Origin of the sequence: Zooshikella sp. RANM57, assembly GCF_050749885.1 — a bacterium.
Lineage (GTDB): Bacteria > Pseudomonadota > Gammaproteobacteria > Pseudomonadales > Zooshikellaceae > Zooshikella.
In genome coordinates this window covers 206,040-219,187 of the sequence record NZ_JBOIUB010000001.1, presented here as the reverse complement: position 1 = coordinate 219,187, position 13,148 = coordinate 206,040, and the positions used below count along the sequence as shown (strand labels likewise).

The following is a 13,148-nucleotide window of genomic DNA, read 5'->3' as shown; positions in this document are numbered from 1 at the left end:
GGCAGTAAACACAAGGTTACTACAGGGTTTGATACTGGTTCTTTTCTAAGCTGCCTATGCGGCAGTAAACTTATTTAGCAAGCTGAAAATCAACAATGACCATTTCTAAGCTGCCTATGCGGCAGTAAACACGTTATGGCTTTGATGCTCGATAGGGGAGAGTTTCTAAGCTGCCTATGCGGCAGTAAACTGAAAAGAATAAAGCCGAATAAAGTGCACAAATTTCTAAGCTGCCTATGCGGCAGTAAACACGGATATCTTTTCTAAGCAAAGCAATTGAAGTTTCTAAGCTGCCTATGCGGCAGTAAACACAAGCTGCCCCCTCCGTAGCAAATACAGGGTTTTCTAAGCTGCCTATGCGGCAGTAAACATTTATTGCCGGTATTGGTTTTAGTCATTACTTTTCTAAGCTGCCTATGCGGCAGTAAACATTTCCATATTAATTTAGTTATCGCTCTCATTTTTCTAAGCTGCCTATGCGGCAGTAAACAATTGTTCGACTATCATGATTATCTTTCATAATTTCTAAGCTGCCTATGCGGCAGTAAACATTAGGAAGATAAAAATCCTTATATCCTAACTTTTCTAAGCTGCCTATGCGGCAGTAAACTTTAAAGCTCGTACAGAGATTTTAAGGCTTGCTTTCTAAGCTGCCTATGCGGCAGTAAACCTGCTGTGTGGGCTTCACTGGGGTCCTTATAATTTCTAAGCTGCCTATGCGGCAGTAAACTAGAGATTTTTATAAGTAAACCCAAGTTTTTAAAGAGCTGACTACCTGTTCATGCCAAAATACCCTTTTTGTAGCCTATTTTATAACATATTGATTTTATTGTGGTTATTTATTAACTTAAAAAAAGGGTTCATCACACATTGCTACAGTAGAATACCAAACACTTCTGCTTTCATGAAGCGGACTACAAACCTTCATAATGACCAATAAGTTTCATTTTATACACTTTCCTGTAAATCTCTCTATGTAGAGCTATCAGCATATAACAATGTTTGCAGCTTGGTGGTGGATTGTTTATGGAGCCGATGCAGGGAGCATCGGTAGCGACAGAGGCCAAGGACGGCCTTCTGGCGTGGCGGAATAAATGATCCGACGCCAAGCATTAATACTACTGTTCGCCTCTCTCACCAAACATAACTTTGACTTGCTATTCAGATACTCTTATACACCTCAAGGGACCCTCAAGCTAAATTATGATGTTAACCCAAAATATCATATAGACTTCATTTAACACATATAGTTTATTCCATAATACAAATGCAAATTCTTTTGCAAGTTACGCGTTCTTTACGCCTGTCCTTTAGCCGTAACAAAAAATATAAAAAAATCAAAAATAATAAAAAAACCAAACAATAACAACAGGAAAAAAGCATGTCAAAATCATATCCTATCTACTTTCACTGTAAAACTTTTCTTACTCATAGTGCATTATTTCTAAGCTCTATTTTTAGTTTTTTTTATATTAATTGCAGTATTGCTTCCAGCCAACCATCAACCAAAGATATATTGCCAATAGTAACTCACACAACCTCTCATTTAACTACTCACTTAACGAGCAATAAGACAGTGGATCCCTTTGACCAGTTTAACCAAACCAATGTAGGAAAAGTTTTACGATTACAGCAACAGTTAAATTTTGATACTCCAATGAGTAAAGCCAACTTCTGGGGTACACATAATAGTTACAACACTAAAGCCTGGCAATATCCAGCGCCAAACCAAAACCTTCATATCAATGAACAACTAAGGATGGGTGCTCAATTTATTGAGCTTGATGTCCATTATATGCGTTTTTTTGCCTGGGAAGAATTTGATACTTATGTTTGCCATGGTACAGGTCCAGATTTACACCTTGGCTGTGTTTTAGGTGCACAACGTCTTGAAGATGCACTTTTACAAGTAAAATATTTTATCGACAATCCAGCCTATAAGAACCAGGTTTTAATTATCTATCTTGAAGATAAAGCTTATAACGGTGGCCATAAAGATATTTATCATGAACTGCTAAACATGCTGGGAAGCTATATTTACCCTAGTGGTGGGTGTAAACCTATCCCCGATATGTTAACTCCCCGGCAACTATTAGATGCAGGTAAGCGTATTATTGTACAAAAAGATAACGGCTGCGCTACAGATGAAAATCTTAAATCAATTGTGTTTTCCAGTCTAGGAAATATTCAGCGTAAATTCGAACAACGGGCAGGATGTATTAAATGTACTAATTACACAGCACCACAAATTGCACGAATGATTGAAGGAACTGACAAAAACCAGTCACACGCAAACATTATTGCACTCGATTTAGTTCATACCCAAGCAACAGATATACCCGCATTAGCCTGGAGCTGGCATTATCCTTCAGGTGAGCCTAAAAATACATCGACGACATTAGATTGCGCAGTACAAACTAACACCCCTAATCCCTATTATCAAGGAGGTTCATGGCAAGCAACTGATTGTCAACAATACCATTATACAGCCTGTCAAAACAGGATATCTGGAGCATGGGCTATCAGTTATGAAAAAACATTGTTTAACTCAGCTCAATCATTATGTCAGCAAACATTTGGCAAAAACTATCATTTTTCTGTCCCCTCCAATGCTCGGGAAAATTTAAAGCTTACTAAATTAAGACAAGATAATAAAAATATATGGATTAATCTATCTGATTCAGCTCAAGAGGGACACTGGGTTATACAACAAGATAGAGATTCTTCAAACCGTAATAGTCAATAGTCATTTCATCAGGTAAACTCCTGCCAAGGTTAAACTCGTTTTATAAGCATTTTGGCAGGACTTTTCGCTTTATGTTTAACCTTTATAGCCCATTGTGAATGGATTTTATTCTCTTACTTATGAGTATAACCTGTAGCAATGACGGTAGGAATATTATAAAAATCAGGAAGATATAAAATGAAAAATACACTTTATGCTGTCTTATTTGCCAGTTTTTCTCCTTTCGTATTTGCTGATAGTCAAGCCATCGAACTTGGAGACCCCGAGCCAGCAATGACTGATGCATCCATGGAAGTAAATTCAGAAGTATTTTATGATGAAACCATGGCAGACAGAATTACAATAGCATCTGACCGAATTACAGTGTTTGCCCCAAAATCCACCCGAGGCAGAACCGTAGGTATCCCTCAAAGCAAAATTGATGAGTTATGTGGTGACATTGATGGCTGCCAATTACGCATGGCCATGTATAACTGGGATGGTAAAGGACGTACCGCATCAAGATCCAATTTATTTTTCTTTAATAAGTCCAATCGTGCATGGCGTGCGGAAAGTGGTGATAAACAAGGTACTGATTTCAATGGCACAACCGAGCATGTAATGCAGTCTTGGTCCTGTTATTTCACCGATGGAACTTACAGTAACTGGAAAAATACTGGAGATACCGCTATAGGATTCAGCCTGCTATCATGGAACCAGTATAATGCAGATTGTCGTTTAACCATTATTGATTAACTTAAAATCCTCTAAATATTTTAGAGTATACCATAGAGGCTATCTTTTTAGCCTCTTTTTTATTTCCTTTTGTAGCACTTCATCCAACCCACATAATCGGTATAATACCTATAAAATAATATATACCCTTCTCTTTGGGTATACCTTAGGAGTTGTATATTTTGATTAGCTTTTCTGATGTTGCTACAGTTTATCAACGATTAGGTGTTAACCAGCACTCAGCAGGTGCACAACTGATTGATATCTATGATTGGAGGGGAAGCGAATCAGTCATTGACTTAGGCTGTGGAAGTGGTCAACTAACTGCCCTACTTGCAGAAAAAACAACAAACTTGGTCATGGGTATAGACTGCTCAGCCAAAATGATCAATGTGGCTTCAGCTCACTATCCACACATACACTTTTCTTGTGCAGACATAGAACAGTTACGCCCTGACACATTCAATAAATATGATGTCGCATTTATGAACTCAGTGATGCACTGGTTCCAAAAACCACAAGAAACACTGAAAAAAATCAAATATTTACTTAACCCTAATGGTCTCCTATTAGTACAAACACCATTAAAATCATGGTGCCCTCAATTAGAAACAATAATACAGCAAGTCTTTAACTGTAAGGAATTTATTCCCTTTGCTGAAGCTTATAATAATCCCTGGTTTCATCTCACTTCAGATCAAGCCTATCAGCATTTTTTTCAAAAAATTGGGTTCAAAGTTACAAAAAGCCAAGTAGTTACTACAACAACACACGTTTCAGGTAATGAACAAATATGGGATGCGTTTATGTCTGGTCCCGCACAAGCTTTCTTTGCACAAAACAACTACTCATGCCAGTTACCCAAGGACTATGAAGATCATTTCAAAAAGCAATTTAGTCGTATTACTGAACAAAACCAGATTGATCAATTGAATTACAATCGACTGATGATGAGTCTATTTTTATAATACTGATACTCATAGCGAATACCCCCTTCACTATGAGTAATGTGCTTATTTTCTTTACATTTAAAAATGAATCATATCCACTCTTGGTGTTTGAATACTTTCTCCATAAAAGATACTGGCATATTCCCTACACTCAAGAATGCTTCATGAAACGCCTGGTCTATTGTTATTGATGAGTCCAAGTGCTGATGTTTTTTGATAAATGCTTCTTTTAGTGCCCACACCAGCGTGTTACCTGTAAGATAACTTAAAGGGTAGCCTCGTTCCATTGAGTACCAATTTAACTCGGCTTGCACCCGACCACTGGTAAAACCTGTCACTTTCTGCAATAACTCACCCGCCATAGCGAAAACATCTTCACCTTGATAACACAAAGGAATGCCTACGTCTAAATATTTTTTATCCCCAGTCATAAAGAATAAGTCAATAGCCACTCGCGCACCAATACGGCAAATATCGTGTTTAGCAATAAAACGAGCTTCATCAGTTAGTTCTCCCATGTAGCCTATATCCAACATATAGTCCTCTAACATGGTCGTCCAACCTTCTGCCTGATCCCCCGTAAACATAATACGTCGCATTTTTCGTGAGTGTGTGGTACTGGTTGCTAACTGTAAATGATGACCAGGGATACCTTCATGAATCATCATCACTGGAATACCAAGCAGTGTGTGTTCATCTAGCAAGTCATCTCGTAAGGTCAAATGAATCAAACTGGTACGGGTACCTTCACGTAGGGGTAATGGCGAACGCATGGCGCCTGCCGGAATAACCGGTTCTAAAAATTTAGGTGTTTGCTCTATCAGCATTTGCTGATCAGAAAAAATAGGAAACAGTTTTCGTTCATCAATAAACTTAATTATTTTAGCATTCTCCTCTCGATAAAAATCAATGACTTTACCGACTGGCTGCCCCTGTAATTTAACTTGAAAACGCTGATTTAAAAAATCATGCAATTCCTCTGATGTGGTAGCCTCTGGCAATTGATATTTTTGTTTTAATTTTACCGTTAATGATGCTATTTGCTGTCTGGTCTCTTTTAAAAAATCCGCTGCGATTTTATGCAACGCATCAAAAGAAAGATTAATACCTCTATTTTTAACCACCTGCTCAGCATCATCTACTGACAACGCAAACTGATCAGTCGTTTCTAATGCCTCAAGCTTATTCTTATAACCTACTAACGCATCTGATGCTGTTCGAAGGTTTTGCTGTAAACGATGCAGATCAGCATAATTATTTTTTACAGCCCAGGCTTCAATAGCAGAAAACAATGTTGGCAACGAATCGACCATCTCCAAATCAACTTGCCGCCAACGGTTAACCGGTATTGTTAAACGCTGTACCATTGCATCCAGAAATTCTGGCACATGAGATAAACGTGCATTGATATTATTTAAGCGTTCAGCGGGTGATCGTGGATCATCAACAAATAAGGTAAAAATACCTTCACAAATATCGGCACCCGCTGTTGGCTTTTGGACAAACTCAACATCACCATTAATACGTCGTTCATAGCTGTGAATACAGCTTTTCAAGGTAAGTTCTGCTAAATCAAGGTCTACCTGCTGATCAAAGTCTGTGGTCTTTTCTTTAATTTTCTTAAGCTGTGTTAATAAATCTTTAGCCTTATTCGCCTTACTCAGACCATAATGACGAGAGGGATCAGGTAATTCATTCAGTTTATGCGCCAATCCAAGACTTAATGCTTGATTAGGGTCTTCGGCTAAAAAGTCAATTAGGGCATTTTCAAACTGCTCAAAGGTATCCATCAGGTTATCTCGCTTGTTTATTTATACCCTTCGCTGTGAGGGTATATTGTTAAAATCATCACTTATACTACACTACTTGCCTATTACCCTTAAATCAATTAACCCTGACCACTAACCTGATCCCCCCCATCTATAGAGGCCCATACCCAGTACCATTACTACTTGGCCTCATCCCTTTAGATGCATACAATACGCCCTCTGCTAATGCTCGTGCGTATTCTTGAATATGCCCATCTATTAGCAACACTCACGCTTAAGATTCACGTATTAAGGTCGTCCCAGTGGTAGATAGCATTAATAAGGTTGTAGACGTTGTGGTCATCGGTGCAGGTGCTGCAGGTTTAATGTGTGCTATCACTGCAGGCTATCGTGGTCGTCGTGTATTAGTGTTGGATCATGCGAATAAGCCTGGCAAAAAAATACTGATGTCTGGAGGCGGTCGCTGTAACTTTACCCATTTACATTCAACCCCTGCCAACTACTTATCCGCCAATCCTCATTTTTGTATTTCAGCGTTAAAGCGCTATACACCGTATCACTTTACCGAGTGGGTAGAGCGCCATGGTGTTGAATATCATGAAAAAACACCTGGCCAACTGTTTTGCACTGAAAGCAGCAAAGCCATTCTCGACATGCTGTTAACTGAATGCGAATGGGCTGGTGTCGATATTCGCCTAAAATGCAGCATTGATTCTGTTCAAGCCATTCAGGCTAACCAATCTACCTGCTCAGGTTTTACGATCAGTACGTCAATGGGCATCGTTCAGTGTGAGTCATTAGTCATTGCTACAGGAGGCTTATCCATTCCGACAATGGGCGCATCACCATTTGGCTACAAGATAGCAGAACAATTTGGCTTAAATGTACTCCCCACACGAGCAGGTTTAGCGCCTTTTACCCTGCAGCCAGACGATCTTGCGAGACTTTCACCCTTGTCAGGCGTAAGCTGTCCTGTTGAGGTCAAACTCAACGGCCATGCGTTCAAAGAGCCTATGCTGTTTACCCACAGAGGGCTCAGTGGCCCTGCTATGCTACAAATTTCCAGTTTTTGGCAACCAGGACAAAATCTGCATATCGACTTACTACCTGATACTGATGTTTTGGCAGAACTGAAAACATGGCGACAACAATCGCCTAATAAGCGTGTCGAATCATACCTGACCACTAAATTACCTAAACGACTGGCTCAGACGTTTGTTGAATGGCACCAGTGGAATATTACCTTCCAACAGTGCTCCAACCAACGCTTAAATGAAATCACACAAACTTTAAAACATTGGAAAATTAAACCCAATGGTACAGAAGGCTACCGTACCGCAGAAGTCACATTAGGCGGCGTTGATACCGATTGCCTTTCGTCAAAAACCATGGCCGTAAAAAACCTACCTAATCTCTTTTTTATTGGCGAAGTGGTTGATGTAACAGGTCACTTAGGGGGCCATAATTTTCAGTGGGCATGGGCATCAGGGTTTGCTGCAGGAAATGAGGCTTGATTAAAATACAACAGGCGTTCACTTAATAATGATTTAGGTAGAACAAATAAGGTGGAGTTGCAATGGTTTAATAAGTTTATAAAACAAGTTATAGCTCTATCACAAACATTGAATTGAATAAAACATGAGTCGTTTACAACAGAGCTACACTCTCTACGTTAATTATAAAAGATCAAAACTATGATTAACAATTAATCTGATTTCATCTCGGTCTTGATCATCGTAGCTGGTTCTAAGTGATGCCATTCTAAGCCTGAATTGTAAGCCTTTTAGCGAACCACTTTGCAGGGTATAACGTGCTTCGATATCTCTCTCTGACTCTTCACCTCGCTTTGATTCACCGCTAATACCCAATGCGGCTTGCGAGATACCGGAGTCTAAATCAATGTTATCTCCTTTAATATACCGCGTCATAAAACTTAGTCCTGGGAGACCCACACCACTAAAATCATAATCAAACCGCACCTGCCAGCTACGTTCATCTTCATGATTAAAATCATAAAGCTGAGCTGAATTAGCAAGGAAAATCGAATCAGAGTCAGCAATATAATCGTACATCGAATCACCGGTAATGATTTGATAGGCGACAGTAATGCCTGCTCCACCTTTACTTAGTTTAACACTGGCACTACTGGCCTTATTATCTCGATCAGTGTAGTCAGGATCAGTTGGGTTACCGTCATTGATGGTGCGATAGTGAACCAAATCCATGCTTAACGCAACATCATCAGCTAAAGAAAATTGCTGATTATAGTTGTAATAAAACTGTTTCCAGATGTCATTGTATTTTGAGGTATGAAAACTAATACTCGCGCTATCGCTTAAACTATAATCAAAACCCACAAAGCTAAAGCTATCTGAATCCCCATTAAAACCATATTCTGTTGTTTTAAAAGACTCAAAATTGCTGCTGGCTTTATTCTTAACTTCAGTAAATCGACCGCCACTGATTGTTAAATTATTTACATCAGTCGATTGAATACTGATACCTTTAAAAGACTGCGGTTGAGCACGCGAATCACCATAATAAAAAAGGGGTGACGTAGTGAGCTGGCGTCCCCACTTTATTTCAGTATTTGCATATTTTGCTTTAAGCAGAGCGACGCCAAGAGAAGCATAACTGTTCGCATTACCATCATCATCCGTCACTAACAAACCTGTTCCTGAAGTTCCCTTACCAGAATCCAGTTTAGTGGTAGTAAAAACGGATGCATCAACACCGAATACATTAGCCCAATAGCCCGATTCATAGTTAACAAATAATGATTGCGCCCATTCTTCCCGATAACTTTGCCCTTCGTTGTTATGACGAAAATCACGGTTAAAATAATAATTACGTAGTTGTAAGTTTAACTTTGAATCATCAATAAAGGTATCAGCGGTTACTCCAGTTATAGTAAATAACTGTGTTGCACAGAGTGTTGTGCAGAATAGACATTTGTTCAACTCAGATACTCCAGATATCTATTATAGATTTCAGCTTCTTGGCGATTGCTTTAATACTTCTGTTTTTTATGGGGATAATAATACGCCGTGAATCCTTCTCTTGCACAAACAGTTTGACGTATATTATTCAGCCATTGTTTGCCATTGGCTCAGATCGAAATACCACAGAAGTTCATTGACTAATCTAATGCTTGTTGAGCATAAGGATATAGCCAATACAAAGGGTGACATACAATACTCACAGTATATCAGCTTTCCTTACTCACGTTAAATGCTTTAGAGACACAACACTTTTTATAAGAATAAAGTGTGATCACCTTAAGAACTCCGCTAAAAAAAACCCTATCACTATTTTTATAGATACCGATAAGTGTTTTTCTTAACTCTTATTTTCCAGCTTAATATCATCTTTCCACTTGTCTGCAATATAGTCAATCAAGTGACGTACCACTGGCATCTGATAACTGCGGGATAAATAAACAGCCCATAGATAACTACTGGGTATATGATAATCTAACAGCAATGGGACAAGTTGATTTGATTGGCAGTAGGGGTTAGCCAAATCACAGGTTAAACGAATAATACCCCGACCACGAACGGCTGAGCTAACAAGCAGGCTGAGATCATTCGCTTGAATATTACCATTCACCGGAACTGAATAGCTTTTATTATCTTTAACAAAATCCCAATGCTGTTTCCCCAAGTGAATTAAACAATTATGCTGACTGAGTTCATTTGGGTGAGCAGGAATACCATGCTGTTGTAGATAAGCCGGAGCAGCACAAATCACTGTGTCAATAGACATCAACCGCCGTGCAATAAGATTCTCTGAGGGTTGCACCGCAAAACGTAATGCGATATCCACCCTTTCATCCACTAATAATGAAAGATGGTCAGATAATAATAAATCGACACTGACAGCAGGATGAATGTCGGTGAATTCTTCAACAATATTAAGCAGCAAACAATGTGCTAAACCAATTGGAGTGGCAATTCGAATTGATCCTGATAATGACTCAGTCAACGTTTGTGCCTTCATTTCCATTTCTGTCATTTCGCTTAACATTCGCTCACAATGCAACAAAGCATCTTCACCTGCCGAAGTCAGGCTGACTCTCCGTGTTGTACGGTGTAATAAGCGTTGATTTAGCCATGACTCTACTTCCTTCACATGCCTGGACACTTGTAATCGACTTAACACCAGCTGGTTAGCAGCCTGAGTGAAGCTACCTGTTTTAGCCACTTCAACAAAGCTACGTATTGCTATTAATCGGTCCATTTCAGCTTATTAGCAACCTATTTAGATACAATATGTATCATATTAGATTATTTGTTACCTAAATAGTATCTATTAAACTGCAGTCATTCTTAACCAAGTTTCGCCAAGGAGAAACACTATGAAAGTTGCAGTATTAGGTGCATCAGGTTGGGTGGGAAGCCACATCGTAAAAGAAGCCAAACAACGAGGCCATGAAGTCATTGCCCTGATCCGTGACCCAAGCAAAACCAACTTTACAGATGTTGAAGTTCATCCTCTCAATGTCACTAGCCTTGATGATAATAGCCTGGAAAAGGCCTTAAATGGGGTAAACGTCTTGATTTCTGCTATTGGCGGAAGAGCTGCTGGTAACCATGAAATAGTGGCAAGTACCGCAGTAAAATTACTGACAACGTTGCCAAAAATCGGTGTTGAACGTCTCCTTTGGGTTGGTGGTGCAGGTAGTTTGGAAGTAGCACCTGGTACCCCCCTCGTCAGCACACCAAATTTTCCTGATGCGTATAAGGCAGAAGCAATCGCACAAAGTGAGGCTTTAGATGTTTTCCGTAATAGCGCCAGTTCTTTAAATTGGACATTTATCAGTCCAGCAGCCGAGTTATTTCCTGGTGATAAAGAAGCACCTTATCGTATCGGTAGTGATGCACTTTTGGTCGACACACAAGGTAATAGTCGTATTTCTGTTAGTGACTACGCGGTAGCTATGATTGATGAGCTTGAAGCTGGTAAATACCCCCGTCAACGAATAGGCGTCGCCTACTAATTAAGGACAGCATAACGTCCTTTAAAAAAGCTATAAATCCTTTGTTATAGGTATATTCATTTGGAAAAACGACACAAAAGCAGAAATAACAGACACCATTAAGAAAATAGTTATTTTGTTTTTTAAAAGCACCTAGGGCCTGTTAACAGGCCATAATAAAAAAACCATTAAATGTTTAAACCATAAGAATGAATAAAAAAACGCAAGGATGCGTTATTTTGATAATCGCTTCACTCTTTAAGTATAAAAAAAGAAACAATAACCTCCTAATTAGTTACAGAATGCAACAGAATAAGTCTATCACACCGTAAAATATGAGAATTAGCAATAAGCATTGATTTACCTTGATTCGTAAAATACCCGCTCTGGTGCTTGCTCTAGGGATTCATATGCTATTTGCTCAATACTACGTTGACGGTAAACAACATGAAGTTATTCAACAAGGTTTTCCTAAACGAAATGCTTTAAAATATCGTTATTTCTATAACGAAAAAGAGTGCCGTGATTATATTCGAGAGGTTTTTGCAAAATCTTGGTATGCCAAAGAAAGTCTGCTAAAACTTCCCTTATTGAGTCACTGTGATTCACAGGAAAACTTGGAAAATACCTTTGTTAAACTGGTCATGGAAAAAAAGTTAGAGGTTACTCTCGACTGTCCTATCGAAATGCCAGCCACAATCAAACCACGGTATGTGCAAAAAGAAATTGTGCTACCCAAACCACCCCCAGTCCCAGAACCTAAAGGAGAATGCTTAGACTTTAAAATTGTCGTGGAAGTTGCTGGAAATAATATTAATGATGGCCAACGTTTAAGTCTAAGTGAAGATAACAAAGGACGTCAGTCGTTACAAAACCCTCAAGCCGTAGCGGGCGAACCCTCTAAACATCGTAGCCTGGTATCATTTAAGAAAATACCTGAAGAACCACGTAGCGTATTTCTACAAGTTGCCATGAAAGGTGAACCGCCACTGCGTTTAAAATTATTGGAAACTGCAACCCCTGTTGATGAAAAGCTGGAAAAAGAATGCTGGGAGCACATATTAGTCCCTCTAAAACCACTCGGCTATATCACTGATGCACTGCGGCGAGATCAAGCTGACTTATTACCAGACGAAGGCTGGGTCTATGTCTTCTGGAAAGGCAAACTGTGGCGGGAATTGAAAGTCATTAAAGGTTTGAGTTTTCGAGATGTACGCGTTGAATACTATCGTCATCAGCGTCATGGACAGTTAATAAAAGTTAATGGTGATTTACGCCCCGCACTAGGCATGCAACTAAACACTATTTGGGTGCCTTATAAACTTAATGGCAAAGTTCAACAAGCAGCAAATGGCGTGTATTTATTGTTTAGCATGACACAATGGAGCTGGGATAAAATCAGCGAGTTTGAAAATGACTCCACCAAATTACAGCAAGCAGCGACCAGCGTTGAACAGCTGACAAGCTATGAACAAGGACAACACTTTGATCATCCAACAGGCGCTGTAGGTCCTATTGCCACGGCACTGATCAACCAGGTAAAAACTGAAGAAGAACAAGACCTGGATGAACAAGCCATTCCTCGCATTAGTAAACATCCCAAGCTACTAGATCGACAACGTAATACCAAAATACCTGCCGTCTATTTAAAAGCTATCGATAAACGATTAATTATTCATTTTGAAACTGACTGTCATGCCCCCATTGATCGTGATGATCTGTTTGAATTACGCACACATGATGGCTCATGGCAACATGCCTCAAAACCTACGCTAAAAACATCAGAAGCAGTAGATGGAACCCAAAAACAATGGATTGAGCTTATTTTTCATGATGTGCCAGAAGACCAAAAACTTAATTTATTTCAAACCAGTCGAGTAGAAAACGAAACACCATTTATTATTATCAAAGACAAAACCTATAAGGCATTACGTCGCCCAGCAACAACATCGTCGCCGTGAATCCTTCCATCAAGGAGCAACTACCAATCT

The 13,148-nt window shown here is 39.3% G+C and carries 9 protein-coding genes and 1 CRISPR repeat array (1 of these 10 only partly in view); of the genes, 6 read left to right on the top strand and 3 right to left on the bottom strand.

Annotated elements, in window-relative coordinates:
* Nucleotides 1-730: a CRISPR direct-repeat array (repeat unit 28 nt; unit sequence TTTCTAAGCTGCCTATGCGGCAGTAAAC); it reaches 1,098 nt to the left of the window's first position.
* Nucleotides 731-1,381: 651 nt separating this feature from the next.
* The 3 genes from ACQ96U_RS00920 to ACQ96U_RS00910 all read left to right on the top strand — a co-directional run bounded on the left by ACQ96U_RS00920 (nucleotide 1,382) and on the right by ACQ96U_RS00910 (nucleotide 4,428).
* Nucleotides 1,382-2,746: a hypothetical protein gene (locus tag ACQ96U_RS00920; RefSeq protein ID WP_431719345.1), complete on the top strand. Its 1,365-nt coding sequence runs from the start codon at nucleotides 1,382-1,384 to the stop codon at nucleotides 2,744-2,746.
* Nucleotides 2,747-2,923: 177 nt separating this feature from the next.
* On the top strand, nucleotides 2,924-3,481 hold the full coding sequence (locus ACQ96U_RS00915; protein WP_431719344.1) for a hypothetical protein: 558 nt from the start codon (nucleotides 2,924-2,926) through the stop codon (nucleotides 3,479-3,481).
* Nucleotides 3,482-3,642: 161 nt separating this feature from the next.
* The gene (locus ACQ96U_RS00910) at nucleotides 3,643-4,428 is read left to right on the top strand and encodes a class I SAM-dependent methyltransferase (RefSeq protein WP_431719343.1); all 786 of its coding nucleotides are present in this window, start codon (nucleotides 3,643-3,645) and stop codon (nucleotides 4,426-4,428) included.
* A 71-nt stretch (nucleotides 4,429-4,499) separates the two neighbouring features.
* Here the strand turns inward: ACQ96U_RS00910 and ACQ96U_RS00905 are convergent, their stop codons facing one another.
* Complete coding sequence (locus ACQ96U_RS00905) at nucleotides 4,500-6,200, bottom strand: DUF885 family protein (RefSeq protein WP_431719342.1); 1,701 nt, start codon at nucleotides 6,198-6,200, stop codon at nucleotides 4,500-4,502.
* Nucleotides 6,201-6,481: 281 nt separating this feature from the next.
* Here ACQ96U_RS00905 and ACQ96U_RS00900 point away from each other — a divergent pair, with 281 nt between their 5' ends.
* Nucleotides 6,482-7,693 (top strand): NAD(P)/FAD-dependent oxidoreductase, encoded by a 1,212-nt coding sequence (locus ACQ96U_RS00900; RefSeq protein ID WP_431719341.1) that lies wholly within the window; start codon nucleotides 6,482-6,484, stop codon nucleotides 7,691-7,693.
* 162 nt (nucleotides 7,694-7,855) lie between these two features.
* Here the strand turns inward: ACQ96U_RS00900 and ACQ96U_RS00895 are convergent, their stop codons facing one another.
* Together ACQ96U_RS00895 and ACQ96U_RS00890 are read right to left on the bottom strand one after the other, a co-directional pair.
* Nucleotides 7,856-9,139, bottom strand: coding sequence for an OprD family porin (locus tag ACQ96U_RS00895; RefSeq protein WP_431719340.1), 1,284 nt, complete (start codon nucleotides 9,137-9,139; stop codon nucleotides 7,856-7,858).
* Between the two features lie 379 nt (nucleotides 9,140-9,518).
* Entirely contained in the window at nucleotides 9,519-10,418 is a 900-nt protein-coding gene (locus tag ACQ96U_RS00890) for a LysR family transcriptional regulator (protein ID WP_431719339.1), read from the bottom strand.
* A 118-nt stretch (nucleotides 10,419-10,536) separates the two neighbouring features.
* Between ACQ96U_RS00890 and ACQ96U_RS00885 the strand changes: the two genes are divergently transcribed.
* Complete coding sequence (locus ACQ96U_RS00885; protein WP_431719338.1) at nucleotides 10,537-11,178, top strand: NAD(P)-dependent oxidoreductase; 642 nt, start codon at nucleotides 10,537-10,539, stop codon at nucleotides 11,176-11,178.
* A gap of 344 nt (nucleotides 11,179-11,522) precedes the next feature.
* Nucleotides 11,523-13,118, top strand: coding sequence for a hypothetical protein (locus ACQ96U_RS00880; protein ID WP_431719337.1), 1,596 nt, complete (start codon nucleotides 11,523-11,525; stop codon nucleotides 13,116-13,118).
* Nucleotides 13,119-13,148 lie beyond the last annotated feature (30 nt).